Origin of the sequence: Bradyrhizobium sp. 190, assembly GCF_023073415.1 — a bacterium.
Lineage (GTDB): Bacteria > Pseudomonadota > Alphaproteobacteria > Rhizobiales > Xanthobacteraceae > Bradyrhizobium.
Genome location: NZ_JADPJL010000035.1, coordinates 16583 through 41094, shown reverse-complemented (window position 1 = coordinate 41094; position 24512 = coordinate 16583). Strand labels below are relative to the sequence as shown.

Genomic DNA, 24512 nt, shown 5'->3' with positions numbered 1-24512 from the left:
CTTATGGGCAGGGACGCTCGTAGCCGTCACGGCCGATGAACGTGCCGCGGCGCGGATCATAGGAGCGGTAGCGCGTGCAAGCCGGCGGATCGTAGACCGGCGCCGGGGCGTATTGCGCCTGGACACCGCAATAGCGCGGCGAAACTTCCTGCCAGCCGCCGGGTTGCTCCACGTAGCAGCCGCCCTGGTAATAGCGATAGCCGCCGGGCCGCGGCTCACCCTGGGCGCCGATTGCGGCGCCCGTCGTAGCCCCCACGATCGCGCCGACCGCCGCACCACGGCCGCCGCCGAGTGCGCCGCCGAGAATGGCGCCCGCAGCGCCGCCGAACAGCGCGCCCCCGAGCGTGCTTTCCTGCGCCGCAGCCTCCTGGAGCGGTGCGCAAATCGCTAGGGCAACCAGCATCGAGAGCGCGAATTTCGGCATCATGTCAGTTCTCCGGCCATTTGGACGATTCGCTAGCTATTCCGCGACCAGCTTTGACATAGGTTGGGCTTACGGCGCAACGGCGGAAGGAGGAACAATTCGCCGTGCAACCCGTTGTAAGCCCGGCAGAAATCACAGGCTGGGCCCATGTCGGACACCTATATCATCGAAGTCGGCTCGCAGCCGGCAGGGATTATCGTGCGCGCTCCCGGCGGCTATCAATTCTTTGCCGCCTCGCACCGTTTCAACCGGCTGGAAGGGCAGATATTCCGCAACGCCCGCGAGGCCGAGCGCGCGGTCCGGCGTCTCGCCAGCGGGATGCCGCTGGCGGCCTAACCGCCAGCGTGGACCTTTCAGGCGTCAGAGCTTGGTGGCCGACCGCGACAGCAGTTTCCAGTCCGGGCCCTGCCTCTGCCAGTTCATCAGGATGTGCAGGTTCTGCGGCGTCTTCTTACCGTCGGTGAACTCCTGCTCGCCGACGAAGTTGAAGCGCACGATGGCGGTCGGGCCGACGACGCGGATCGTGGGATCCTTGTATTCGAGCGACGTCCATTTGTAGTTGGCCTTGGCGATGCCATCGAGAAGCGACGCCTTGGTGTCGACCTTGGCGTTCGAGTGGCTGTAGCTCAGGTCATCCGCGCAGAGTGGGGCGATTCCCTCGGCATTGCCAGCCGCCTGCGCCGCACGGAAGGCTTCGACGTGCTTCGCAATGGCATCCTCGTCCGCACCGGCAAAAGCGGGGACGACGCTCATGAGCCCAAGCCCAAGTGCGAGCACGGGTAAGGCGAGCTGACGGCGATCGATGTTCATGGTTTCCTCCATTCGTTTCTGGTTGTGATCAGAGTGTTGCAGCCACAAATTGCTTTGTCGAGCGGCCGCCCGCATGGTGCGGGCTCGCATGGCTTCGGGCACGCCTTAACCAGGATCGTCGTTTCGCCCCGCCAAACGCCTTCGTGGCCGGTCTCCCTCGTTGACCGCAGCCCTAATCAGCCGCACCATAACGGCAACTTTGTGCCCCAAGCCCAATTGCCCCAAGGGTGCCGCTATGGCCGGACTGTCCCACCGTCAGACTGAAATCCTCAACATCGCCCGCGCCTTTGGCCGGGTGATGGTGGAAGACCTCGCCAAGCGTTTCGAGGTTTCGGCGCAGACCATCCGCAAGGACCTCAACGACCTCTGCGACCAGCGCTCGCTGACCCGCATCCATGGCGGCGCCATCATCGCCTCCGGCGTCGAAAACCTCGCCTATGAGGCGCGGCGCTTCGTGGCGGCGGAGGAGAAGCGGGCGATCGGCATTGCCGCGGCGTCGCGGATTCCGAACGGCTGCTCGTTGTTCATCAATATCGGTACCACGACGGAAGAAGTCGCAAGCGCGCTGACCTCGCATGAGGACCTGCTCGTCATCACCAACAACCTCAACGTCGCGATGCTTTTGTATCGGCACCCGCGCATCGAAGTGATTGTGGCTGGAGGCGCGGTGCGCCGCGCCGACGGCGCGGTGATCGGCTCGACCGCAATCAGCCTGATCGGCCAGTTCAAGGTCGACTACGCCATCATCGGCGCATCCGCGATCGACGAGGAGGGCGCGCTGCTCGATTTCGACTATCGCGAGGTGCAGGCGGCGCAGGCGATCATTGCCAATGCGCGCAGCGTCATGCTGGTCGCGGACTCGACAAAGCTCCGCCGCAGCGCACCGGTGCGCATCGCCCATCTCAGCCAGATCCAGACCTTTGTGACGGATGCGCCGCTGCCGGCGGGCCTCGCAAATATCTGCAATCATCGCGGCATCGAGGTGGTGGAAGCGATGGACAAGCCGGCGGCGGATATCGACGAGCCCACCGGTGAGCCCGCGTCGACGGTGGTACGGTTGAAGTAACGCGATCGGCGCCATCATTGGCCACATGGTTCGAGACGCCGCGGAGCCTGTCATCGGGCTACGCTACGCGCGGACCCGTTGGCGGCTCCTCACTATGAGTTTTCCCGAGTGAGAAAGTGCGAGACGTCATCCTGAGGAGCCGCCAATGGGTCGCGCGAATGCGCGCCCGATGACAGGCTCCAGGGCGTCTCGAAGGATGAAAGCCCCCGCCGTCCCGACACCCGGCACCCCGTACATCGAAAGAATGCCCTCAATCCCAACCTGCGCCCGCAGCTTTCGCCTTGCTTTCGTTTTTCTTTGTGATTAACTCCAATCCGAAAGTAAAATCGCCGAAGTGAAGGGGCGGTTGCCGGGGAAGCGTTTCGGTGGACAGGGTATTCGATCTCGCCATTGTCGGAGGCGGCATCAACGGCTGCGGCATCGCGCGCGATGCGGTGGGCCGGGGCAATTCTGTTTTCCTGTGTGAAATGAATGATTTGGCGAGCGGGACGTCGTCCTGGTCGACCAAGCTGGTGCATGGCGGCCTGCGCTATCTCGAATATTACGAGTTCCGGCTGGTCCGCGAGGCGCTGATCGAGCGCGAAATCCTCTGGCAGATCGCGCCCCACATTATCAGGCCGTTGCGTTTCGTTTTGCCGCACCACTCCGGCTTGCGCCCGGCCTGGCTGCTCCGGCTGGGGTTGTTCCTGTACGATCATATTGGCGGCCGGAATCTGCTGCCGCCGACGCGCTCGGTCGATCTCGTCCATGACGAGGTGGGGAAACCCTTGATCGCCAACCGCTACCGCAAAGGCTTCGAATATTCCGACTGCTTCGTCGATGATGCGCGCCTCGTCGTGCTCACCGCACGCGATGCGGCGGATCGCGGCGCCGAAATCCATACCCGCTCGCGCGCGGTCGAGATCAGGCAGGTCGACGGCATCTGGCACGTCACCGCCGAGAACACGATCAGCGGCACGCGCACTACCATTCAGGCGCGCGCGCTGGTCAACGCCGGCGGCCCCTGGGTCGAACAGGTGCTGTCCGCGGGCTCCGGCGTCAACGCGCGCGCGAAAGTGCGGCTGGTGCAGGGTTCGCACATCGTGGTGCGCAAGCTCTATGAGCACGATCGCGCTTACATGTTTCAGAACGCCGACGGCCGCATCATCTTCGTCATTCCCTACCAGAACGATTTCACACTGATTGGAACCACCGATCGCGATTACGACGGCGATCCGGCCAAGGTGAAAGCCAGCCCTGAGGAGATTCAATATCTCTGCGCCTCCGCCAGCGAGTACCTGAAGAAGCCGGTGCTGCCCGCCGATGTCGTCTGGACCTATTCCGGCGTGCGCCCGCTCTATGACGACGGCGCCAGCGAAGCGAAAGCTGCGACCCGCGATTATGTGTTCGAACTCGATACGCCCGGTGGCGCGCCATTACTGTCGATCTATGGCGGCAAGATCACGACCTATCGGCGCCTGGCGGAAGAAGCGCTGGAACGGCTCGCGCCCTATCTGCGCAGCGCGAAAGAGAAGGAAGGCTGGACCGGCAAGGCGCCGCTGCCGGGCGGCGACATGGATGTTTCGGCGGTCGCCGCGCTGTCGGCGGAACTGACGCGGGAGTATCCGTTCCTCGATCCGGCGCATGCCAACCGGCTCGCGCATGCCTATGGCACGCGTGCGACAAAATTGCTCGGCAACGCGAAATCTTTTGCCGACCTCGGCCAGTCGTTCGGCGCTACCCTTACGGAAAGCGAAGTCAGGTACCTGATCGCGAACGAATGGGCCTGTAGCGCCGAAGACATCGTGTGGCGAAGATCCAAGCTTGGATTGCGGCTGTCGGCAGAAGAAATCACAGCCCTCGACGAGTGGATCAAGGCCCACCGCGGCTCCGGCGAACGTCCCTTGCGTGAAGTGGGAGGGCGGTCATGAGCGTCACGCTCGAACACGTCACGCGAACCGTGGACGGCATGGCGACCATTCGCGATGTCTCGCTGACGCTCGAGCGCGGCACGCTGAGCGTGCTGCTCGGACCGACGCTGTCGGGCAAGACCTCAATCATGCGGCTGCTTGCCGGCCTCGACCGGCCGACGACCGGCCGCGTGCTGGTCGAGGGCAAGGATGTCACCGGGTTCGACGTGCGGCAACGCTCGGTCGCGATGGTTTATCAGCAGTTCATCAACTACCCCTCGCTGACGGTCTATGAGAACATCGCTTCGCCGTTGCGGGTGCAGGGCCGGCCGCGCGAGGAAATCGACAGGCGCGTCCAGGAAGCCGCGAAACTCCTGCGGCTCGAGCCCTATCTGAAGCGCACGCCGCTGCAATTGTCCGGCGGACAGCAGCAGCGCACCGCGATTGCGCGCGCGCTGGTCAAGGGCGCCGATCTGGTTCTGCTGGACGAGCCGCTGGCCAATCTCGATTACAAGCTGCGCGAGGAGCTGCGCGCCGAACTGCCGCGCATCTTCGAGGCGTCGGGCGCGATCTTCGTCTACGCGACCACCGAACCTTCAGAAGCCCTGCTGCTCGGCGGCGACACCGTGTGCATGTGGGAAGGTGAGGTGCTTCAGGCCGGCTATACCTCGAATGTCTATCGTCATCCCGGCACGCTGCGGGTGGCGCAGGTGTTCTCCGATCCGCCGCTCAACATCGTCGGTATCGAGAAGAAGAACGGGCAGGTCGCATATGCCGGCGGCATCCAGGCGCCGGCCACCGGCCTCTACGCATCGCTCCCCGACGGTCCCTATCGCGTCGGCTTCCGCGCCCATCAGCTCGAGGTGGCCAACGGCATTGCCGGGCGCCACGCCTTTCATGCCACCGTCACCGTGACCGAGATCACCGGCTCCGAAAGCTTCGTGCATCTCAACCGCGGCGCTTCCAATTGGGTCGCGGTGCTGCAGGGCGTGCATGAATACGAGCCCGGCCATGTGCTCGATGCCGTGCTCGATCCCGACAATGTCTTCGTGTTCGACGCCGCCGACCGCCTGGTCGCCGCGCCGGGTGGCAAAGCGTTTTCAAGCGAAGTGCGTAGCGGTTCGCGTGAAGAAAACGCGTCAAAAAGCAAAAGCTCGTGAGGGAGATGCGACATGGCCCGCATTGACCTCGTCGATCTCGCGCATTCCTATGGCGGCAATGACGCGCCGGCGGATTCGTTTGCGCTGAAGCCGGTGACGATGACCTGGCGGCAGGGTGGCGCCTATGCGCTGCTGGGGCCTTCCGGCTGCGGCAAGACCACGCTGCTCAATTTGATCTCCGGCATCGTTACGCCGTCGCGCGGAAAGATCCTGTTCGACGGCGCCGACATCACACCGCTGTCAACCCAGAAGCGCAATATCGCGCAGGTGTTCCAGTTTCCGGTTATCTACGACACCATGACAGTCGGGCAGAACCTCGCATTCCCGCTGAAGAACCGCGGCGTGCCGAAGGTCGAGGTCGACGCGCGGGTTAAGCAAATTGCCGATCTGCTCGATCTCACGCCCTGGCTTGGCCGCAAGGCGACGCGCCTGACCGCGGACGCCAAGCAGAAGATCTCGCTCGGCCGCGGCCTCGTCCGCTCCGATGTCGCGGCAGTATTGTTCGATGAGCCGCTGACGGTGATCGATCCCGAGTTGAAATGGCAGTTGCGCTCGAAACTGAAAGCGCTGCATCGCGAGCTCGATCTGACGATGATCTACGTCACCCACGACCAGACCGAGGCGCTGACCTTTGCCGACACCGTCGTCGTCATGCATGACGGACGCGTTGTGCAGAGCGGCACGCCGGCCGAACTGTTCGACAAGCCCGCGCATACTTTTGTTGGCTATTTCATCGGGTCGCCCGGCATGAACATCGTGCCGGCCGCGGTAAGCGGACACGAAGCGCGCGTCGATGGCCATATCATCGGCTTGCACCGCAATTACGGCGTGCTTCCGGCGGGCGCGAAAATCGAGATCGGCGTGCGGCCGGAATTCCTCCATGTCGCGGCGCCCGCATCCGGGCTGTTGTCGGCCACGATCGAGCGCATCGACGATCTCGGCCGCGTCCGCTTCGCCCGCGTTCGCGTCGGCGACGCAAAGTTTTCCGCCCGGGTGCCTCCGGGATTTTCCGTTCCCGACAACATGGTCGGGCTCGTGTTCGATCCCGCCCATGTTCACGTCTATGCCGACAGCCGTCTGGTCGAGGGGGTAGCCTGATGGACAAGACCATCAACCAGAAGGCCTGGTTCCTGGTGCTGCCGGTATTCCTGGTGGTCGCGTTCTCCGCGGTCCTGCCGCTGATGACGGTCGTGAACTATTCGATGCAGGACACGTTCGGCAACAACCAGTTCTTCTGGAACGGCGTCGGCTGGTTCAAGGAATTGCTCGATCCCTCGACGGATCTCGGCGGGCGCTTTCTGGCCTCGCTCGGCCGCAACCTGCTGTTCTCCGCCATCATCCTGGCGATCGAGGTGCCGCTCGGCATCGTGGTGGCGCTGTCGATGCCGCGCCAGGGCTGGACGGTTGCCGTATGCCTCGTGATTCTGGCGCTGCCGTTGTTGATCCCGTGGAACGTGGTCGGAACGATCTGGCAGATTTTTGGCCGGCCCGATATCGGCCTGCTTGGCTATACGCTCAACAGCCTCGGCATCGACTATAATTACGTCTCCAACGAGTTCGATGCCTGGGCCACCGTCATCGTGATGGACGTCTGGCACTGGACCAGCCTCGTTGCACTGCTGTGCTACGCCGGGCTGAAGTCGATTCCCGACGCCTATTACCAGGCGGCGCAGATCGACGGCGCCTCGCGCTGGGCGGTGTTCAAGGCGATCCAGTTGCCGAAGATGAACCGCGTGCTCCTGATCGCGGTGCTGCTGCGCTTCATGGACAGTTTCATGATTTACACCGAGCCGTTCGTCGTGACCGGCGGCGGCCCCGGCAACTCGACCACCTTCGTTTCGATCGAACTGGTCAAGATCGCGCTCGGGCAGTTCGACCTCGGCAAGGCCGCGGCCCTTTCGCTGGTCTACAATCTGATCATCCTGATCGTGTGCTGGATCTTCTACACCGTGATGACCAACGCCGGGGCCGAGCGTCCCGAGAAAAAGGGAGCCGCGTGATGAACACGATTCCCGGCCGCCGCATCATCATGGTGGTGTTCCTGATCTTCCTGCTGTTGCCGATCTACTGGCTCGTCAACATGAGCTTCAAGACCAACACCGAGATCGTCACCACCATGACGCTGTGGCCGCACCAGCCTACGCTGGAGAACTACAAGCGCATCTTCACCGACGAGAGCTGGTATTCCGGCTACATCAACTCGCTGACCTATGTTCTGATCAATACCGTAATCTCGATCGCGGTGGCGTTGCCGGCGGCCTACGCCTTCTCGCGCTACCGCTTCCTCGGCGACAAGCATCTGTTCTTCTGGCTGCTGTCGAACCGCATGGCGCCGGCGGCGGTATTTGCGCTGCCGTTCTTCAATCTCTATTCGGCGATTAATTTGTTCGATACGCCATGGGCGGTAGCGCTCGCGCATTGCATCTTCAATGTGCCGCTGGCGGTGTGGATTCTCGAAGGCTTCGTATCCGGCGTGCCGCGCGAGATCGACGAGACCGCGTTCCTCGACGGCTATTCGTTCCCGCGCTTCTTCGTCAAAATATTGGTGCCGCTGATCGCGAGCGGCATCGGCGTCGCCGCGTTCTTCTGCTTCATGTTCTCCTGGGTCGAACTGCTGCTGGCGCGCACGTTGACCTCGGTCAACGCCAAACCGATCTCGGCCATCATGACCCGCACGGTCTCGGCCGCTGGCATGGATTGGGGGCTGCTGGCGGCCGCCGGCGTGCTCACCATCATCCCGGGCGCCCTGGTGATCTGGTTCGTCCGTAACTACATCGCGCGCGGTTTCGCGCTGGGACGGGTGTAGCCATGGAGCACATCGCATGGATGGCCTGGACGCTGCCGACCGCGATCTTCTTCGTGATGCTGGCGCTGACGCTCGGCGTGATGACGTGGCTTGCGGCCGCCTATCCCGAAGCCGAACGCGTCGGCGTACTGCGCATTCCGACCACGCGCGGCGACCGCCTGTTCATTTCGCTGGTGCTCGCCGCCGTCATCCATCTGTTGTGGATCGCCCTTGTCGGCATCGACCCGCTTCTGACGCTTCCGATCGGAGAGGGCGTTGAAATATCGAGCCTGTGGCTCGCAACCCTGATTTCGCTTGTCTCGGCCGTTGCGATTTTCCGCACCGTCTGAACAGCGAAGAAGAGCAGATCCGGGATCAACCCGGGCCTGAGTTTGTGTTTGTCGCTGCAACCGGAGGATCCAACATGCGACGCTTGAGAGGAAGAAACGGTCCCTTGACCAAGGAGAGCTTTCTGACGATGACCAGCGCGGCTGCGCTGATCGCGGCTTCGGTTACGATTGCCGCACCCGCTCGTGCGGACGACGCCGTCAATCAAAGGTGGATCGACAGCGAATTCCAGCCCTCGACCTTGTCGAAGGCCGACCAGTTGAAGGAGCTGCAGTGGTTCGAAAAGGCAGCAGCTCCGTTCAAGGGCATGGAAATCAACGTCGTGTCGGAAACGATCACGACGCATGAGTATGAATCGCGCACGCTGGCGAAAGCCTTCACCGAGATCACCGGCATCAAGGTCAAGCACGACCTGATCCAGGAAGGCGACGTCGTCGAGAAGCTGCAGACACAGATGCAGTCCGGCAAGAACGTTTATGACGGCTGGATCAACGATTCCGACCTGATCGGAACGCACTTCCGTTACGGCCAGACCGTGATCCTGTCGGACTACATGAGCGGCGAGGGCAAGGACGTCACCAATCCGCAGCTCGACGTCAACGACTTCATCGGCAAGTCCTTCACCACCGGCCCGGACGGCAAGCTCTATCAGCTTCCCGACCAGCAGTTCGCGAACCTCTATTGGTTCCGCTACGACTGGTTCTCCAATCCGGACTACAAGGCCAAGTTCAAGGCAAAGTACGGCTACGAGCTCGGCGTTCCCGTGAACTGGTCGGCCTATGAAGACATCGCCGAGTTCTTCACCAACGACATCAAGGAGATCAACGGCGTCAAGGTCTATGGCCACATGGACTATGGCAAGAAGGATCCCTCGCTCGGCTGGCGTTTCACCGACGCCTGGCTGTCGATGGCCGGCAACGGCGACAAGGGCATCCCGAACGGCAAGCCGGTCGATGAATGGGGCATCCGGATGGAAGGCTGCCGTCCCGTCGGCTCGTCCGTCGAGCGCGGCGGCGACACCAACGGCCCGGCGGCGGTCTATTCGATCGTCAAATATCTCGACTGGATGAAGAAGTATGCCCCGCCGCAGGCGCTGGGCATGACCTTCTCCGAATCGGGACCGGTGCCGGCACAAGGTGCGATCGCGCAGCAGATCTTCTGGTACACCGCCTTCACCGCCGACATGGTGAAGCCCGGTATTCCGGTCGTGAATGCGGACGGCACGCCGAAGTGGCGCATGGCGCCGTCGCCGCACGGCTCGTACTGGAAAGAGGGCATGAAGCTCGGTTACCAGGATGCCGGCTCGTCGACGCTCCTGAAGTCGACCCCGCCCGATCGCCGCAAGGCGGCCTGGCTCTATCTGCAGTTCATCAACTCCAAGACGGTGTCCTTGAAGAAGAGCCATGTCGGCCTCACCTTCGTTCGTGAATCCGACATCTGGGATAAGTCCTTTACTGAACGTGCGCCGAAGCTCGGCGGCCTGATCGAGTTCTATCGCTCGCCGGCGCGCGTGCAGTGGACCCCGACCGGCAACAACGTGCCTGACTATCCGAAGCTCGCGCAATTGTGGTGGCAGAACATCGGCGATGCGTCGTCGGGAGCGAAGACACCGCAGGCGGCGATGGATGCGCTGGCAGCAGCCCAGGACTCGGTGCTCGAGCGTCTGGAGAAATCCGGCGTGCAGAAAGAGTGCGGGCCGAAGCTGAACAAGAAGGAGACGGCCGAGTACTGGTTCGCCAAGTCCGCGAAGGACGGCAACATCGCGCCCCAGCGCAAGCTGGCGAACGAAAAGCCGAAGGGCGAAACCGTCGACTACGACACGCTGGTGAAGTCGTGGCCGGCCACCCCGCCGAAGCGGGCGGAGGCGAAGTAAGCCTCGCCTGTCACGAGGGATGCAAACAAGCGAAAGGCCGGGAGCAATCCCGGCCTTTCTGTTGTTCGCTATCGGGCATGACGGTGTTGATGCGGGGCGTGCCCTCACTCCGCCGCCTGCGCCGCTCCCAGCGTCGGATAGTCCGTATAGCCCTTCGCGCCGCCGCCGTAGAACGTCGTCTTGTCCCACTCGTTCAGCGGCGCGCCCTTCTTCAGCCGCTCGACCAGATCGGGGTTCGAGATGAACGGTTTTCCGAATGCGATCAGGTCGGCCGCGTTGGCGTCGAGCACTTTGTTCGCGAGATCGAAATCATAGCCGTTATTGGCGACGTAGGCTCCGCCAAAGCGCTTGCGCAAGGATGCGTAGTCGAACGGCGCGATGTCGCGCGGGCCGCCGGTCGCGCCTTCGATGACGTGGATGTAGATCAGCTTCAGCGCGTTGAGCCCATCCACAATGTGATCGAACAGCGGCTGCGGGTTGCTATCGGAGACGTCATTGGCCGGCGTCACCGGCGAGATGCGGATGCCGGTGCGCTCGGGGCCGGCGACGGCAGCCACCACTTTCGAAACCTCCAGCATCAGCTTTGCGCGGTTCTCGATCGATCCGCCGTAAGCATCGGTGCGCTTGTTGGTGCCGTCCTTGGCGAATTGGTCGAGCAGATAGCCGTTGGCGCCGTGGATCTCGATGCCGTCGAAACCGGCCGCCAGCGCATTCTCGGTGCCGCGCTTGAAATCCTCGATGATGCCCGGAATCTCCGACAGCTCCAGCGCGCGCGGCTCGGAGATATCGGTGAAGGTGCCGTTGACGAACGTCTTGCCCTTGGCGCGGATCGCGGATGGCGCCACCGGCTTGCCGCCGCCGGGCTGCAACGTGTCATGCGAGATGCGGCCGACATGCCAGATCTGGATGAAGATGCGCCCGCCTTTTTCATGCACGCGGTCGGTGACCTTGCGCCAGCCCGCGACCTGCGCCTTCGAATAGATGCCGGGCGTGTCCTGATAGCCCTGGCCCTGCTGCGAGACCTGACTGGCTTCGGTGATCAGGAGCCCGGCCGAGGCGCGCTGGCCATAATAGTCGACCGCCAGCGGGCTCGGCACCATGCCGGGCGGCACTGCGCGGTTGCGGGTCAGCGGCGCCATCGCGAGGCGGTTGGGTAGCGTGATCGGGCCAAGCTTGTAGGGCTCGAATAGTTTGGTCTGGCTCATGTCGGGGATGTTCCGGGTCAATGACGATAGGGGACAGTTGGGCATTGCGGGCAATTCTCGCAATCCCCGAGCCATTCGGCTTGCGCAGACGAGCTGCGCTCGATCCCGGCCATGCAGGCGGTGTCGCGCCCTGGCGTCCGCGCGCGGACGCAGGATGATCCATTCGAAATCGGGAGCGGCGAAGCATAGGGACCTCCCACCCGGTGCCTTGAGGGCCGAACGGCACTGCCGGCGCCCGATCGGCTCGCCGGCGGCTGGCCGCCGCCGGTTAACGCGTCACGAGCTACTCCGCCGCAAATCCCATTCGCCCGGTGTCCCATTCCCCGATGGGCCCCGCGGCATCGACCTGCAGCAGTTCGAAGGTCAGGCATTCGCACCCGATGGCGCGCAGCACCTGGCTGGCGGCCTTCTGTGCGCTGTTGCTGAAGTTCTGGTGATCCATCTGGATTTCGAGGCGGGGCTTTCGGCTGCACACCGCCTTCACGACCGATTGCAGCCGGATGGATATCTCGTCCCTGTAGTTTTTCGTGCTTTCGAAAGCTACCCTGGGATCGACGATTTGCGCCCGGACGACATAGACGAGGTTCACCGCTATCCGGTCCGAGGAAACGGCGCCTTGCACAAATCGAAATACCTCGGGGCGCCTGTCGATCCGCGCCAGTTGGCGGCTGCCGGTGCGGATCCGGTGCCGGCCGGGCGGCAGGGCCTTTTCAAAACGGCCGTTCCGGTAAAGCAGGACGGTCTCAAACTGCTGCACACAGACCTGGTCGAAGCCGAGGAGCGCCATGGCCCCCTTCCTGAACAGCGTCGAAATCCAGGCCCAGGCGCCGGCGATCACGGCGATGACGATCAAGAAAAATGCTATTGACCCCAGAAGTTCACCCACGTTTTCCGTTTCCCTGCCACGGTTTTTATCTTGTTAGAGATCCCGCGATGCCGTTCTTCTCTTGGCTTTTTTCTTGGCTTTTTTCTTGGCTTTCCGTGCGTCGAAAATAAGTCATCGCCATTTCAATCAGTAGGTGTAAACAAAAAATAATCAGACTGTTGCCCGGTCATTTGGATTTTAAATGAAGGCATTATGACGCCTGATTGCGCGCGCCTATGCCCAAGACTTTCGCAGAGACGGGCGGGCGCATCGTATCCGCAACTGCCATTGCAACGGACAGTTGTAACGCGCGGGCGGTCGGCTTTCCCTTGTGGGGGAGGGAACGGACTTTTTGCTTGTCGATAGTGTGCACACAACGCTGCAAGATATGACCTCGCGATCTCGCGACGCGTTGCGCCCGAGGTGTGCTCTTGACCTTGCCCTCCGAGAAATCAGAGGGCGCAGGGAAGACCGGGTGCACGCTGCACCCGCGGTCTCGTGTGCAATTGCGCACAAGGAACGCGCACACGAGCATACAGGTACAGGCGGAACACTCCGGCCTTCCCTGCGCAATGGCTTTACGGCTTACTTCGAGCTCTCCCCGGTGAACGGCTCTTTTGCCACCGTCGCCCGTGAGAGGCTTAGCCTCCCACGGACTTAATGCCAGCACCGCGGCGTCAGGACCACACGACTTCGCCGTACGCATCAGGCGCGTACGTCTTGCGCGCCTTTCGCGTCCATCGCATCTCACCGCACGTTCGTGACGATCGCGAAACGTCCCTCATCTGCCGTGAGACGGGCGGAGTTATGCGGCTGATTTGGCCTGCGTGTTAAGCGCAATATTTTTGCGCGAGGGGCTGGACAGGTTTTAGGTGATTTGCCCGTCGTGTTGAAATGTCGCGGCGCTTAAGCGAGATTGCGCTTGCGCGCGAGGCAAATCAGTCCGCAGACCGTAGGGTGGGCAAAGGCGCGTTAGCGCCGTGCCCATCAACTCACGCTATGTTCGTGATGGTGGGCACGCTCCCGCCTTCGCTCTTCGAGCTACGGCGAGACAAGTCCGCTTTGCCCAGCCTACGCTCTGCGCGACCTAGCTGTGCGCGGGAATGTCGACGCCGTCAGTCGCGTACTGCCGGATCTTGTTCCGCATCGTGCGCACCGAAAGTCCGAGCACGCGGGCTGCGTGGGTGCGATTGCCGTGGCAGCGCGCCAGCGTCTGCAGCACGAGCTCGCGCTCGATCGCCTCGACCGTGGAGCCGATCAGCATCGGCACGATCTGGTGGGGTGAAAGGGCCTGAGAATCCGGCAGCGGAATCTCGGGCGTGCACACACAGTCCACGCCAAGGTACAAGTCACGGTACGCGCCAAGATACTCCTGGGGCATCAACACCTCCCGATCGACGCTTGCTCCGAAACGCGGAGCAGAAACATCAGGAATCAACGGCCCCCTGCCGTAGAAGGAGAGTGGGCGCGTTTGGTTAATGAAAGGTTAATCGGCACGGAAAGGTTTTGATAGCGAGTCGTTACACGCTTTAGTACATGCAGTAGGATAATCCCGGATATTGCTTCGCTCGTCCGGGTTACGTTTTCGGGCTTGCTTGCTTCTTGAATAGAGCTGTGTGGACAGCGCCTGTTTCAACGCTTTGCATGCCAACGTACAAAACCGTCGCGTCGTCTGGAAACTTCACCAGATGATTGTTTAGGAGCCGCATTAAGCGTTCGCGCCAAATTGGAAATAAGCCCTCCATTTCGGTTAGCGACTTTTCCTCGCGATATGGATTGTTGGCGTGCATTAGCGCGCCAATCTTGCCGTGTGCCTCGATAAGTTCGTTTAGTGTTAGGAAGCCTGAAGTAATTGACTTCCATTCGTCCTTCACCCCTTCTTTGCCTGTCGGAATCCGATCAATTGGTTCTGGATAGAATCCTCGATTCTTCTTCTCTACGATCGCGACAATCTTGCTCACTTGCCATTCCTTGGCGAGCTTGCGCGACAGCCCTTCAAAGAATTGCTGATGCGATGCGAGCGTTGCTAAGATCACGAGTTCGAAAATTTTTCGAAATTGCAGCGCGACAAATTCGACATTGGTGTACCTGTATGAGGTGGACTTTTGATCGTGAAGTATCTCGTCTATGGCGGACAGCCTACGCTTAATTTCCTCCATACATCGCGCGTAGTTGGCGTAGTCTGGGTTGCTAGCCATTTTCCGTTTCCCATTTGCTCAAAAGGCCGAGCTTTCGCCCGGCCCGTTGTTTCTTGATCGATGCCCGGGTCAAGCCCGGGCATGACGAGGAGAGTGGGCGCCTCACAACACCCGATTACTCTCCTTCACCTTCTCCGCATCCAGATACACGCTCGACCCCATCTCCTTGAACTTCTGGCTCATCGCCGCCATGCCATCCTCGATGGTGCCGCTCACCGACATCCCCACACTCGCCGGATCGTTCAGCGTCGCCGCGTAATCCCGCACATCCTGGGTGATCTTCATCGAACAGAATTTTGGGCCGCACATCGAGCAGAAATGCGCGACCTTGTGGGCTTCCTTCGGCAGGGTCTCGTCGTGGAAGCTTTTTGCGGTGTCCGGATCGAGGCCGAGGTTGAACTGGTCGGTCCAGCGGAAGTCGAACCTCGCACGTGAGAGCGCGTCGTCGCGGAGTTGCGCGGCGGGGTGGCCCTTGGCGAGATCGCTCGCGTGCGCGGCGATCTTGTAGGTGATGACGCCGACCTTGACGTCGTTGCGATCGGGGAGGCCGAGATGCTCCTTCGGCGTGACATAGCAGAGCATGGCGCAGCCGAACCAGCCGATCATGGCGGCGCCAATGCCCGAGGTGATGTGGTCGTAGCCCGGTGCGATGTCGGTGGTCAGCGGTCCAAGCGTATAGAACGGGGCTTCGCCGCATTCCTTGAGCTGCTTGTCCATGTTGATCTTGATCTTGTGCATCGGCACGTGGCCGGGGCCTTCGATCATCACCTGGCAGCCCTTGTCCCACGCGATCTTCGTGAGTTCGCCGAGCGTCTCCAGTTCGGCGAACTGGGCGCGGTCGTTGGCGTCGGCGATCGAGCCGGGGCGCAGGCCGTCGCCGAGCGAGAACGAGACGTCATACTTGCGCATGAGGTCGCAGATCTCGTCGAAGTGGGTGTAAAGGAAGCTTTCCTTGTGATGCGCCAGGCACCACTTCGCCATGATCGAGCCGCCGCGCGACACGATGCCGGTGACGCGGTTGGCGGTCAGGTGGATGTAGGGCAGGCGCACGCCGGCGTGGATCGTAAAGTAGTCGACGCCCTGTTCGCACTGCTCGATCAGCGTGTCCTTGTAGAGCTCCCAGGTCAGTTTCACCGGATCGCCTTCGCACTTCTCCAGCGCCTGATAAATGGGAACGGTGCCGATCGGGATCGGCGCGTTGCGCAGGATCCATTCGCGCGTGGTGTGGATGTTGCGCCCCGTGGAGAGGTCCATCACGGTGTCGGCACCCCAGCGGATCGCCCACACCATCTTGTCGACTTCCTCCTCGACCGACGACGTCACCGCGGAGTTGCCGATATTGGCGTTGATCTTGGTCAGGAAGTTGCGGCCGATGATCATCGGCTCGAGTTCGGCGTGGTTGATGTTGCAGGGGATGATGGCCCGGCCGCGCGCGATCTCTGAGCGGACGAACTCCGGCGTGATGAACGCGGGAACCTCGGCGCCAAAGCTTTCGCCGTCGGCCAACGCGGCTTCGGCGCGTTCAAGCTGCTGCTTGCGGCCGAGATTTTCGCGCTCGGCGACGTAGATCATCTCCTTGGTGATGATGCCGGCGCGGGCGAATTCGAGTTGGGTGATCTTGTGGCCGTCGAGGCCGCGCAGCGGCTTGTGGTGCGCGGTGAAGGCTTTTGCGGCATGCGAGGCGCCGACGTTGCCGTTGTCTTCCGGCTTGATCTCGCGGCCCTGATATTCCTCGACGCCACCGCGCTCCTTCACCCAGGCGAGGCGGTTGCGCGACAGGCCGGCGTTGACGTCGATGGTCACAGTCGGATCGGTGTAGGGGCCGGAGGTGTCGTACACCGGCAGGTTCGGCTCGCCCGCGCCTTCGCTCAGGATGATTTCACGCAGGGGCACGCGCAGGTCGGGCGCGGTATCGGGGGTGGCGAAGATCTTGCGCGACGAGGGAAGGGGGCCGGTGGTGACGGCGGGTAGGGTGGTGTCGGGATTGGAGCGGATGTTCATTCTGTTATCCTCCGTTAAATTTCTGATTGGTTCTCCGTCATTGCGAGGAGCAAAGCGACGAAGCAATCCACTGTCACCGAATTCGCGGTGCCAATGGATTGCTTCGCTTCGCTCGCAATGACGGCTGATGGATTCGCAAATTCATCACGCGGCCTTCGCGCTTTGGCCCAGCCACTGCCGCACCCGCGCATCGGGGTCGGCGTTCTGGGTGACGTCGCTGACGACGGCGATGGAGTCCGCGCCGGCCGCAAAAATCTCGGCAGATTGTTCGAACTTGATGCCGCCGATCGCGACCAGCGGGATGTCGCCGATGCGTTTCTTCCATTCGGTGATCTTTGCAATGCCCTGCGGCGCGAAGCGCATCGATTTCAGCGTGGTCGGGAAAATCGGACCGAGCGCGATGTAGTCCGGCTTCGCTGCAAGCGCGGTCGCCAGTTCCTCGTCGTCATGGGTCGAGATGCCGAGCGTCAGTCCGGCTTTGCGGATCTCGCCGAGGTCGGCATCGACGAGGTCTTCCTGGCCGAGATGCAAATGCTTTGCGCCGGCAACGATCGCCGCGCGCCAGTAATCGTTGACCACGAGTTTGGCGTCGGTGCCTTTGATGACTTCAAGGGAGTCGGTCACCATCTGCAGCGCCTCGGCATCGTCAAGATTCTTGGCGCGCAACTGGATGGTGCCGGCGCCGAGCAGCGCCAGCCGCGTCACCCAGGCGACGCTGTCGACCACGGGATAGAATTTGTCAGGATACGGCATGCCAGAATGGTGTCCCGATCACAGGGGTTGAGGGCGAGGCGAAGTCGCGGGCTTCCATGAGGCCGGCCTCGTAGGCGGTGCGGCCGGCTTCGACGCCGAGGCGGAACGCATTGGCCATCACGACAGGATCGGCGGCCTTTGCGATCGCCGTGTTGAGCAGCACGGCGTCGTAGCCGAGTTCCAGCGCGTGGGCCGCATGGGATGGCGCGCCGAGGCCGGCGTCGACCACCAGCGTCACATCAGGCAGGCGCTCGCGCATCAGCTTCAGGGCATCGCGGTTGGTAATGCCTTTGGCGCTGCCGATCGGCGCGGCCCAGGGCATCACGACCTTGCAGCCGGCGTCCACCAGCCGCATCGCGACCGAAAGATCTTCGGTGCAATAGGGGAACACCTCAAAGCCGTCCTTGATCAGGATGGCGGCGGCCTCGACCAGGCCGACCACGTCGGGCTGCAGCGTGTCGTTGTCGGCGATCACTTCCAGCTTGATCCAGGGCGTGCCGAACAGTTCGCGCGCCAGCTTTGCCGTCGTCACCGCCTCGCGCACGCTGCGGCAGCCGGCGGTGTTCGGCAGCACGGTTACGTCAAGCTCGCGGATCAGCGACCAGAACGCGTCCCCCGTCTTGCCACCGGCCGCCTCGCGCCGCAGCGACACGGTTACGATGTTGGCGCCGGAAGCACGGATTGCGTCCTGCATGATCGCAGGCGAGGGATAGAGCGCGCTGCCGATCAGGAGGCGGGAGGAGAAGGTTTTGCCGTAGAAGTTCAGCATGGTGTCGTAACCCTCAATTCGTCGTCCCTGCGAACGCAGGGACCCATACCGCGTGATCTCTCTTGTTGGCGCGGTGGGAGACGCCGTCGTTCAAAACGACGGCCGGTGGCTATGGGTCCCTGCTTTCGCAGGGACGACGGGGAGAGAGCGGGGGCGCAAGCCAACATCATCACCCTCCCTGCCGCGGCGTGATGATCTCGATCTCGTCGCCGCTCTTCAGCACAGTCTCGGCCCAGCGGCTTTTCGGCAGCACGTCGTAATTCACGGCAATCGCGAAATGCGTGCCCTCGTAGTCGAGCTCGCTAAGCAGCGCGTCGACGCTGGCAGAGGTGATCTCCCGCTCTTCGCCGTTGACGGTCACACGCATCGCATCACCTCATTGTCGATCGCGCCGCGCTGCACATAGCCAAGCGTCAGCTCGGCCAGCGCCGGGGCCAGCAGAAAACCGTGGCGATAGAGCCCGTTCACCACGATCTTCTTGTCGACCGTGATGCGCGGCAGGTTATCCGGGTAGGCCGGACGCAAGCCCGAGCCGAACTCGACGATGCGGGCTTCGGCAAAGGCCGGATGCACGGCGTAGGCCGCGCCCAATAGCTCCAGCGCCGAGCGCACGCTGACGCCGGTGTCCTCGGCCTCGATCGAGGTCGCGCCCAGCATGAATTTGTCGTCGCCGCGCGGAATGACGTAGAGCGGCCAGCGCGGATGGATCAGCCGCACCGGGCGCGACAGTTCGACCTCATTCGTTTCGACGATGATCATCTCGCCCTTGACGCCGCGCAATTCCGGTTGCTCGTCGCGCGCCGAAAGCCCGCGGCAGTCGATCACGATGCCGTCGAGATCCGCGGCATCAGCATCGCAGTCGAACTTGATGGTGCCGCCGGCGGCTTCGACGCGGGCATGCAGTTCGGGAAGCACGCGGCGCGGCTCGACATGGCCTTCACCGGCATAGAACAGGCCCTCGCGGAAACGGCCATCCAGCGACGGTTCGAGGTCGCTTAACCCCCGCGCGTCGAGCCTGACATGGCCGGTGGTCAGCTTCGCAAAACGTTCGAAATCGGCGCGGTCGCGCGCATGCGCCACGACCAGCGAGCCGTTGAACGGGGTTTGGGGAAAATGCTCGCGCCAGAGGTCGAGCGAGCGGATGCCGAGCCGGCCGATCACCGGCTCCGAGGCCTCGGCCTCGCACCAGGGCGCGAGCATGCCGCCGGCCCAGTGGCTGGTTGCGAGCGTCATATCGGCGTCACTGCGCTCATACAGAGTGACGGCATGGCCGGCCTGCGCGAACAGCAACGCCTGCCAAGCGCCGGCAATGCCCGCGCCGATGATGGAAACGGGGGAATCCCCCCGCGGATCTGACTTCTGGTACATCCCTGTCCCTTCGCCGGCATGACCCGGATCAGGTTCAAAGGGTCACCGCGGTCCAGCGCCTTTCGGCCCAAGCTTGCGGTATCTCAGCTCCTCATCGGAGCACCCCTCGGAACAGGTCTAATGTAGGCAGTTGGACAGGAGTGTCAACGCGTCATAGCGGGAACTTGCACCGCTGCCTTGCCCCGGACGCGGTGCACCGCGAAGTGGTGCGCCGCAGAGCCGGGGCCTGGACGGCTGCGGGATGGGTCCGGTTCTGCGGAGCAGCGCAAGCGCTGCACCGCGCCCGGGACACGAGGTTTCAGCTACTTGGCAGTTATTTAGCGGGCTGCATTGCGTTCGCGTCGGTGGGGGTTCTCGCGACAATTTTCGGCGGCGCACTGCTCGCAAGCACCGGCACAAGCTGCACCGGCCGTTCGAGCCGCTGGCGCTTTGCGGCGTAGTAATAGCCGCTTGCATAATAACGCACGGCTCGGCTGTGGTCGCTGTTGGCGGCGCGATAGGCGCCGGCGAGATATTTGATGCCCCAGGCGAGATTGGTGTTGGGATCGCGCAGGCCCGCGGCATCGCCGGTGTAGCCGAGGCCGCGCGCGGTCGCGAGCTTGATCTGCATCAGCCCGATGGTGCCGGCGCGCCCGACGACACCAGGATGATATTTGCTCTCGCGCACGATCACCCGGTGCACCAGCGCTTCCGGCACGTTGTTGGCGCTGGCATGGGTTGTGACCATGCTCTCATACTGCGCGCGGCTCTGCGCCATCGCATCGGGCGAAACGAACAGTGCGGCCACGGCGGCGAGCCAGAAAAACTTCGGCGCAAACTTTGGCAAACTTTTCATAAAAACAATCTCGGCGGACGGACGCGTGAACGATTGGTGCCTCCGGTTAGTTCCATCAGCGGGCCAAGATGTGGCGAAAAACGGACAACATCGCGGCGAGATGTCTGCGGCCAATGCACGTGTTAACGAATTCAGCCGGCGTGACGCTAACGTTGTGTGTGCGATGCATCGCTTCTGTCGACGCGAATCTGCGTCATGCGGACGCGCAAGAATGTCGTGCAAAAGACGCAGTCAAGGTGTAAAGAAGACGCTGCGACAAAAACCAATTCTTTCCGACAGCAAACCTGTCCCATTCAACGACATTTAAAAAAGCGAGACGTCATTACGACGTCCGAAGTCTAGGGAGATGCGGCATGGCTCGACTTGATTCCGGCTACTTACCCCGTGGAAATCCCTGTGCCCAATGCGGCAAGCCGATTGCGAGGCCCGATTGGGTCGAGAGCAGTCCGGGCCGCACGTCGTTCCTCTGGTTCTGCCGGTCCTGCGATTATCGCTTTGAAGCGATCGCGATCTATGAAGAGGCGCATCCGGACGCGCTGGCCGCCTGAAGCCCTGAAATCATCCTCTAGACTGCCGAGCGCTCGCTCTGCTGGCGAACCGGCAATCGCATTCGAACCACCAGTCCATGCGGTTGCCGATCGTGCAGCGACAACGTGCCGCCATGGGCTATTGCGATCGCGTTCGTGATCGAAAGGCCCAGGCCGAACCCCGCCGCTTCATCCATGTTGCGGGCCTCGTCGCCGCGCACGAACGGCTCCAGCATATTCTGCTTCAGCGCATCCGAAATGCCGGGGCCGTCGTCTTCGACATCGATGGTGAGCTGATCCGCTGAGACGCGAAGGCGGATCACGGCCTCGGCGCCGAACCGCACGGCATTCTCCACCAAATTGGTGACGGCGCGATGCAGGTCGTCCGGCCGTACCGTGGCCATCGCATGCGTGGGGCCGTCATAGGCGACATTGCGTCCGATGTCGCCGAACTGGTCGGTGATGAGCTGCAGCGTGCTGGCGACGTCGGCCAGTGTCATGGCCTCTAGCCTGCGGCCGTTGCGCAGGAACGACAGCACGGACTCAAGCATCGAGCGCATCTGGTCGAGATCGCTTAGCATGCGGCTGCGATGGGTCTCGTCCTCGATGAATTCGGAGCGAAGACGCATTCTTGTAATCGGCGTGCGCAGATCGTGACTGATCGCGGCGAGCATTTTGGTGCGGTCGTCGATCAGGCCGGTGATGCGCTCCCGCATGGTCGGACGGCGGCTCTCCCTGGTCGGGCCGGTGCAGCAGGAAACTCGCGGTGATGATCAGATGAAGGGCTGCGATCGAGACGACGACGAGGGCTGCAACCTGGCCGCTGATGCCGCGCAGGTTCAGGAGGCCCGACAGCTTCATGATCAGTGGCCGGCGGCGGTCACCGCCTCGACGCTGATGGCTTCAACTTTCGGGGTGAACATGTAGCCGCCGGAGCGCACCGTCTTGATCATGGTGGCAGCTTGCGGATCGGGTTCGATCTTGCGGCGGATGCGACTGACCAGCACGTCGATCGAGCGCTCGAACGAGCCGGCGTTGCGGCCCTGCGTGAGGTCGAGCAGGCTGTCGCGCGACAGCACGCGGCCGGGCCGCTCGCAGAAGGTTCGCAGCAGGTCGAACTCGGCGCTGGTCATGGCGACGCGCGCGCCTTCGGGATTGCGCAATTCCCGCAGCCGGAGATCGATCCGCCAGCCCGCGAACACAAGCGCCGTCGCGCCCTCGGTGGCGCTGGCGGTGTAGGCCAAGGCCTGCCGGCGCAGCACCGCGTTGATCCGGGCCAGCAATTCGCGCGGGTTGAACGGCTTGGCGAGATAGTCGTCGGCGCCCATTTCGAGGCCGAGGATACGATCGATGTCCTCGCCGCGCGCGGTCAGCATGATGATCGGGGTCTGCGATTGCGCGCGCACCTTGCGGCAGAGGGTGAGGCCGTCCTCGCCGGGCAGCATGACGTCGAGGATCAAAAGATCGACCCTGCGGTCGGTCATGGCGCGGACCATCTCGCGGCCGTCGGCCGCGGTGGCCACGTTGCAGGCGTTGTTGCGCAGGTATTTTGCGATCAGCGATCGCGTCTCGCGATCGTCCTCAACGACAAGGATATTGGGTATTGCCTGGGCCATGCCGATCTTTTGTCGGTGATTCGGGCCTGCGCGCGAAGGATTTTTGTTTCCAGATGTTTCCAGATGACTCCGGGCAATGCCGGGTAACAGGCGAGGGGGCGGGCGAAAGGATCTCGTTAACATCGTTAACCCTACGGTCGTGACGTCATTTGCGAACGCTCGGAGCTATCATGACCTCGATCTCGGCGGCCTCGGCCCAAATCTATCAGTCGCCTCTTCAGAAGTTGCAGGATGAGTTGCTGTCCGAAGTAAAATCCGGTGCCATCAAGTCGTCCGACCAGGACGCATTGTCGGCGGCCCTGACCGATATCGATTCCGCGATGCAGGCGAGCCGCGCCAGCGACCAGGCCAGCGGAACACGGCCGTCGCCCGACCAGCTCAAATCGAAGATCGACGATCTGATCGCCGGCGAAGTTTCCAGCGGCAAGCTGACCAGCGATCAGGCCACCGAACTGCAGGGCATCTTCAAGGCGGCCTTCGCCAACGGCCCGGGCGGTCCCGACGGTCCGCCGCCTGCGGATGGCGCATCCTCGAGCGACGATACTTCGTCGAGCACGGCTTCGATCGACGACATTCTCAAGCAGTTCCTGCAGTCGCTGCAGGAATCGCTGTCGGCTGCTTCTTCATCGACGACCTACGGTGCAACCGGCAATTCAAGCGCGAGCAGCGGTTCCTTCTCGGCGTTGCTGATCGATTATCAAAGCTGAGCCCGCGTGTCGCGTTTTCGCGCGAAGCGGACAAAGCGACGCAGCAACCATCCTTTCCGAAAAGGGAAGGATTGTTGTCTCATTTCTCCCCGTGGGAACCCGGACGCCGGTCGTCGCGTTGATTCCTTGATTCATGTGGAGAGGTTCAATGGCAAGCGACGTCATGGCCAAGCCGCATCCTTTGATCGCGAGTGACCGTGTCGAGGGGACTGCGGTGCGCCGGCCGAACGGGGACATGATCGGCCATATCGAACGGGTGATGATCGATAAGGTCACCGGTAAAGTATCCTATGCAATCCTGAGTTTCGGCGGATTTCTGGGCATCGGGGCCAATCTGATTCCGTTGCCTTGGGGACGACTTCGCTACAGCATGAAGTTCGAAGCCTACGAACTTGACATCGACGATGAAGAGCTGAAGCGCGCGCCGTCATTCGGTGCTGACAAGGATTTCGACTGGGGCGATCGCGCGAAGGAAGCCGAGCTGCATCGCTATTACGGCATGCCGCCTTACTGGGGCGGCTTCTGACCGCAGTGCGGCGCATTTGTTCCGTGCGAAATGCGTGGAACACTTGTTGAAGTGACGGGTTTTCTCCTTGCGTTTCTGAAATGAGGAGAACCGATATGTTAACGAAAACTGCCGTTGCCGGCGTCGCGGCCTCCGCGTTGCTGGCGAGCGTCGCGTTCGCGCAAAGTCCTTCGGCAACGACTGACCGCGCCACCACCGCCGCGCCTGCGGCTGCGTCCGATACCTCGTCGTTCAAGGGCAACTGGCGGACTTCGAAGCTGGTCGGCCTGAACGTGTACAACGACAGCAATGAAAGCCTCGGATCGATCAACGATCTCCTGTCCGACAAGAACGGCGACGTCAAAGCCGTGGTGATCGGCGTCGGCGGTTTCCTTGGCGTCGGCGAGCATCTGGTCGCCGTGCCCATCGACAAGGTGAAGTTCGTCGATGAGCCGATTGCCTATACCAGCACCTCGAGCGCGCCCGCCACCGGTGGCGCAAGGCCTTCGTCGAATACGACGACCGGTGCTGCAACTACAGCAGCCCCGCCCAAGAAGAATCCGTGGTATCCGGATCACGCCGTGTTCAGCGCGACGAAGGATCAGCTGAAGGCGATGCCGGAGTTCAAGTACTCGACCGAGTAGGCATCGGTCGCGCAGCAACGACTTTCACAAATGGCCGGACGGCGTGATCGCCGCCCGGCCATTGTGTTTAATGGGCGTGTTTTATGGACGCGCGCTGGCTAAACGCGCGCAATGGTGCAGCGCATCCTATTCACGATGCGCGTCCCGATGTTAGGTTGTATCGC

General features: G+C 62.4%; 25 protein-coding genes, 3 pseudogenes and 1 riboswitch. Of the genes and pseudogenes, 13 read left to right on the top strand and 15 right to left on the bottom strand.

Features of this window, described 5'->3' with window-relative positions; all coding sequences use genetic code 11:
* Window position 1 precedes the first annotated feature (1 nt).
* Both IVB22_RS41410 and IVB22_RS20765 read right to left on the bottom strand, forming a co-directional pair.
* A pseudogene (locus IVB22_RS41410) lies at window positions 2-67 on the bottom strand (BA14K family protein); the annotation flags it as partial.
* A gap of 60 nt (window positions 68-127) precedes the next feature.
* A pseudogene (locus IVB22_RS20765) lies at window positions 128-427 on the bottom strand (glycine zipper domain-containing protein); the annotation flags it as partial.
* A 144-nt stretch (window positions 428-571) separates the two neighbouring features.
* On the opposite strand from IVB22_RS20765, the gene IVB22_RS20760 reads away from it, so the two are divergent.
* The gene (locus IVB22_RS20760; protein WP_247519143.1) at window positions 572-760 is read left to right on the top strand and encodes a hypothetical protein; all 189 of its coding nucleotides are present in this window, start codon (window positions 572-574) and stop codon (window positions 758-760) included.
* Window positions 761-784: 24 nt separating this feature from the next.
* On the opposite strand, the gene IVB22_RS20755 is transcribed toward IVB22_RS20760, so the two are convergent.
* Window positions 785-1234 (bottom strand): nuclear transport factor 2 family protein, encoded by a 450-nt coding sequence (locus tag IVB22_RS20755; RefSeq protein WP_247519142.1) that lies wholly within the window; start codon window positions 1232-1234, stop codon window positions 785-787.
* Between the two features lie 235 nt (window positions 1235-1469).
* Here IVB22_RS20755 and IVB22_RS20750 point away from each other — a divergent pair, with 235 nt between their 5' ends.
* The 8 genes from IVB22_RS20750 to IVB22_RS20715 all read left to right on the top strand — a co-directional run bounded on the left by IVB22_RS20750 (window position 1470) and on the right by IVB22_RS20715 (window position 10355).
* Window positions 1470-2300, top strand: a complete 831-nt coding sequence (locus IVB22_RS20750; RefSeq protein WP_247519141.1) for a DeoR/GlpR family DNA-binding transcription regulator — start codon at window positions 1470-1472, stop codon at window positions 2298-2300.
* Window positions 2301-2665: 365 nt separating this feature from the next.
* Entirely contained in the window at window positions 2666-4210 is a 1545-nt protein-coding gene (gene glpD / locus IVB22_RS20745) for a glycerol-3-phosphate dehydrogenase (protein WP_247519140.1), read from the top strand.
* Window positions 4207-5349: an ABC transporter ATP-binding protein gene (locus IVB22_RS20740; RefSeq protein WP_247519139.1), complete on the top strand. Its 1143-nt coding sequence runs from the start codon at window positions 4207-4209 to the stop codon at window positions 5347-5349. Before glpD ends, IVB22_RS20740 begins: the two co-directional genes overlap by 4 nt.
* A 12-nt stretch (window positions 5350-5361) precedes the next feature.
* The gene (locus IVB22_RS20735) at window positions 5362-6447 is read left to right on the top strand and encodes an ABC transporter ATP-binding protein (protein WP_247519138.1); all 1086 of its coding nucleotides are present in this window, start codon (window positions 5362-5364) and stop codon (window positions 6445-6447) included.
* Window positions 6447-7349: a carbohydrate ABC transporter permease gene (locus IVB22_RS20730; RefSeq protein WP_247519137.1), complete on the top strand. Its 903-nt coding sequence runs from the start codon at window positions 6447-6449 to the stop codon at window positions 7347-7349. The genes IVB22_RS20735 and IVB22_RS20730 overlap by 1 nt, the downstream gene beginning before the upstream one ends.
* Entirely contained in the window at window positions 7349-8155 is an 807-nt protein-coding gene (locus IVB22_RS20725; protein ID WP_247519136.1) for a carbohydrate ABC transporter permease, read from the top strand. Before IVB22_RS20730 ends, IVB22_RS20725 begins: the two co-directional genes overlap by 1 nt.
* A gap of 2 nt (window positions 8156-8157) precedes the next feature.
* Entirely contained in the window at window positions 8158-8484 is a 327-nt protein-coding gene (locus tag IVB22_RS20720) for a DUF2160 domain-containing protein (RefSeq protein WP_247519135.1), read from the top strand.
* A gap of 74 nt (window positions 8485-8558) precedes the next feature.
* Entirely contained in the window at window positions 8559-10355 is a 1797-nt protein-coding gene (locus IVB22_RS20715) for an ABC transporter substrate-binding protein (RefSeq protein ID WP_247519134.1), read from the top strand.
* 104 nt (window positions 10356-10459) lie between these two features.
* Here the strand turns inward: IVB22_RS20715 and IVB22_RS20710 are convergent, their stop codons facing one another.
* The 10 genes from IVB22_RS20710 to IVB22_RS20665 all read right to left on the bottom strand — a co-directional run bounded on the left by IVB22_RS20710 (window position 10460) and on the right by IVB22_RS20665 (window position 20271).
* On the bottom strand, window positions 10460-11560 hold the full coding sequence (locus IVB22_RS20710; protein ID WP_247519133.1) for an alkene reductase: 1101 nt from the start codon (window positions 11558-11560) through the stop codon (window positions 10460-10462).
* Window positions 11561-11843: 283 nt separating this feature from the next.
* Window positions 11844-12398, bottom strand: a complete 555-nt coding sequence (locus IVB22_RS20705; RefSeq protein WP_247519132.1) for an SPFH domain-containing protein — start codon at window positions 12396-12398, stop codon at window positions 11844-11846.
* A 1114-nt stretch (window positions 12399-13512) separates the two neighbouring features.
* The gene (locus IVB22_RS20700) at window positions 13513-13806 is read right to left on the bottom strand and encodes a helix-turn-helix domain-containing protein (protein WP_247519131.1); all 294 of its coding nucleotides are present in this window, start codon (window positions 13804-13806) and stop codon (window positions 13513-13515) included.
* A gap of 196 nt (window positions 13807-14002) precedes the next feature.
* On the bottom strand, window positions 14003-14623 hold the full coding sequence (locus tag IVB22_RS20695; RefSeq protein ID WP_247519130.1) for a hypothetical protein: 621 nt from the start codon (window positions 14621-14623) through the stop codon (window positions 14003-14005).
* Window positions 14624-14725: 102 nt separating this feature from the next.
* Window positions 14726-16624 (bottom strand): phosphomethylpyrimidine synthase ThiC, encoded by a 1899-nt coding sequence (gene thiC / locus IVB22_RS20690; RefSeq protein WP_247519129.1) that lies wholly within the window; start codon window positions 16622-16624, stop codon window positions 14726-14728.
* A gap of 144 nt (window positions 16625-16768) precedes the next feature.
* The gene (locus IVB22_RS20685) at window positions 16769-17377 is read right to left on the bottom strand and encodes a thiamine phosphate synthase (protein WP_247519128.1); all 609 of its coding nucleotides are present in this window, start codon (window positions 17375-17377) and stop codon (window positions 16769-16771) included.
* The gene (locus tag IVB22_RS20680) at window positions 17364-18146 is read right to left on the bottom strand and encodes a thiazole synthase (RefSeq protein ID WP_247519127.1); all 783 of its coding nucleotides are present in this window, start codon (window positions 18144-18146) and stop codon (window positions 17364-17366) included. The genes IVB22_RS20685 and IVB22_RS20680 overlap by 14 nt, the downstream gene beginning before the upstream one ends.
* A gap of 169 nt (window positions 18147-18315) precedes the next feature.
* On the bottom strand, window positions 18316-18513 hold the full coding sequence (thiS, locus tag IVB22_RS20675) for a sulfur carrier protein ThiS (protein WP_247519126.1): 198 nt from the start codon (window positions 18511-18513) through the stop codon (window positions 18316-18318).
* Window positions 18504-19514 (bottom strand): FAD-dependent oxidoreductase, encoded by a 1011-nt coding sequence (locus IVB22_RS20670; RefSeq protein WP_247519125.1) that lies wholly within the window; start codon window positions 19512-19514, stop codon window positions 18504-18506. Before IVB22_RS20670 ends, thiS begins: the two co-directional genes overlap by 10 nt.
* Window positions 19502-19631, bottom strand: a riboswitch (TPP riboswitch). (Overlaps the previous gene by 13 nt.)
* A 196-nt stretch (window positions 19632-19827) precedes the next feature.
* Window positions 19828-20271, bottom strand: a complete 444-nt coding sequence (locus IVB22_RS20665) for a transglycosylase SLT domain-containing protein (RefSeq protein WP_247519268.1) — start codon at window positions 20269-20271, stop codon at window positions 19828-19830.
* A gap of 431 nt (window positions 20272-20702) precedes the next feature.
* Between IVB22_RS20665 and IVB22_RS20660 the strand changes: the two genes are divergently transcribed.
* On the top strand, window positions 20703-20897 hold the full coding sequence (locus tag IVB22_RS20660; RefSeq protein ID WP_247519124.1) for a hypothetical protein: 195 nt from the start codon (window positions 20703-20705) through the stop codon (window positions 20895-20897).
* A gap of 17 nt (window positions 20898-20914) precedes the next feature.
* On the opposite strand, the pseudogene IVB22_RS20655 reads toward IVB22_RS20660, so the two are convergent.
* Together IVB22_RS20655 and IVB22_RS20650 are read right to left on the bottom strand one after the other, a co-directional pair.
* Window positions 20915-21592 (bottom strand): annotated as a pseudogene (locus tag IVB22_RS20655) (ATP-binding protein); the annotation flags it as partial.
* 147 nt (window positions 21593-21739) lie between these two features.
* Window positions 21740-22492 carry a response regulator gene (locus IVB22_RS20650; RefSeq protein ID WP_247519123.1) on the bottom strand — a complete coding sequence of 251 codons (753 nt, stop codon included), beginning with the start codon at window positions 22490-22492 and terminating at the stop codon, window positions 21740-21742.
* A gap of 170 nt (window positions 22493-22662) precedes the next feature.
* Between IVB22_RS20650 and IVB22_RS20645 the strand changes: the two genes are divergently transcribed.
* From IVB22_RS20645 to IVB22_RS20635, 3 genes are all read left to right on the top strand, one after another.
* Complete coding sequence (locus tag IVB22_RS20645; RefSeq protein ID WP_247519122.1) at window positions 22663-23199, top strand: hypothetical protein; 537 nt, start codon at window positions 22663-22665, stop codon at window positions 23197-23199.
* Window positions 23200-23347: 148 nt separating this feature from the next.
* Entirely contained in the window at window positions 23348-23725 is a 378-nt protein-coding gene (locus IVB22_RS20640; protein ID WP_247519121.1) for a PRC-barrel domain-containing protein, read from the top strand.
* Window positions 23726-23820: 95 nt separating this feature from the next.
* Complete coding sequence (locus tag IVB22_RS20635; protein ID WP_247519120.1) at window positions 23821-24348, top strand: PRC-barrel domain-containing protein; 528 nt, start codon at window positions 23821-23823, stop codon at window positions 24346-24348.
* Window positions 24349-24512: the final 164 nt, after the last annotated feature.

Coding starts and splice junctions, on each gene's coding strand:
- IVB22_RS20670 (WP_247519125.1), bottom strand. CDS start 19,514: ATGTACCAGAAGTCAGATCCGCGGGGGGATTCCCCCGTTTCCATCATC.
- IVB22_RS20710 (WP_247519133.1), bottom strand. CDS start 11,560: ATGAGCCAGACCAAACTATTCGAGCCCTACAAGCTTGGCCCGATCACG.
- IVB22_RS20660 (WP_247519124.1), top strand. CDS start 20,703: ATGGCTCGACTTGATTCCGGCTACTTACCCCGTGGAAATCCCTGTGCC.
- IVB22_RS20750 (WP_247519141.1), top strand. CDS start 1,470: ATGGCCGGACTGTCCCACCGTCAGACTGAAATCCTCAACATCGCCCGC.
- IVB22_RS20645 (WP_247519122.1), top strand. CDS start 22,663: ATGACCTCGATCTCGGCGGCCTCGGCCCAAATCTATCAGTCGCCTCTT.
- IVB22_RS20695 (WP_247519130.1), bottom strand. CDS start 14,623: ATGGCTAGCAACCCAGACTACGCCAACTACGCGCGATGTATGGAGGAA.
- IVB22_RS20715 (WP_247519134.1), top strand. CDS start 8,559: ATGCGACGCTTGAGAGGAAGAAACGGTCCCTTGACCAAGGAGAGCTTT.
- IVB22_RS20665 (WP_247519268.1), bottom strand. CDS start 20,271: ATGGCGCAGAGCCGCGCGCAGTATGAGAGCATGGTCACAACCCATGCC.
- IVB22_RS20740 (WP_247519139.1), top strand. CDS start 4,207: ATGAGCGTCACGCTCGAACACGTCACGCGAACCGTGGACGGCATGGCG.
- IVB22_RS20700 (WP_247519131.1), bottom strand. CDS start 13,806: ATGCCCCAGGAGTATCTTGGCGCGTACCGTGACTTGTACCTTGGCGTG.
- IVB22_RS20730 (WP_247519137.1), top strand. CDS start 6,447: ATGGACAAGACCATCAACCAGAAGGCCTGGTTCCTGGTGCTGCCGGTA.
- IVB22_RS20680 (WP_247519127.1), bottom strand. CDS start 18,146: ATGCTGAACTTCTACGGCAAAACCTTCTCCTCCCGCCTCCTGATCGGC.
- IVB22_RS20635 (WP_247519120.1), top strand. CDS start 23,821: ATGTTAACGAAAACTGCCGTTGCCGGCGTCGCGGCCTCCGCGTTGCTG.
- IVB22_RS20725 (WP_247519136.1), top strand. CDS start 7,349: ATGAACACGATTCCCGGCCGCCGCATCATCATGGTGGTGTTCCTGATC.
- IVB22_RS20755 (WP_247519142.1), bottom strand. CDS start 1,234: ATGAACATCGATCGCCGTCAGCTCGCCTTACCCGTGCTCGCACTTGGG.
- IVB22_RS20640 (WP_247519121.1), top strand. CDS start 23,348: ATGGCAAGCGACGTCATGGCCAAGCCGCATCCTTTGATCGCGAGTGAC.
- IVB22_RS20720 (WP_247519135.1), top strand. CDS start 8,158: ATGGAGCACATCGCATGGATGGCCTGGACGCTGCCGACCGCGATCTTC.
- IVB22_RS20760 (WP_247519143.1), top strand. CDS start 572: ATGTCGGACACCTATATCATCGAAGTCGGCTCGCAGCCGGCAGGGATT.
- IVB22_RS20685 (WP_247519128.1), bottom strand. CDS start 17,377: ATGCCGTATCCTGACAAATTCTATCCCGTGGTCGACAGCGTCGCCTGG.
- thiS (WP_247519126.1), bottom strand. CDS start 18,513: ATGCGTGTGACCGTCAACGGCGAAGAGCGGGAGATCACCTCTGCCAGC.
- thiC (WP_247519129.1), bottom strand. CDS start 16,624: ATGAACATCCGCTCCAATCCCGACACCACCCTACCCGCCGTCACCACC.
- IVB22_RS20650 (WP_247519123.1), bottom strand. CDS start 22,492: ATGGCCCAGGCAATACCCAATATCCTTGTCGTTGAGGACGATCGCGAG.
- IVB22_RS20735 (WP_247519138.1), top strand. CDS start 5,362: ATGGCCCGCATTGACCTCGTCGATCTCGCGCATTCCTATGGCGGCAAT.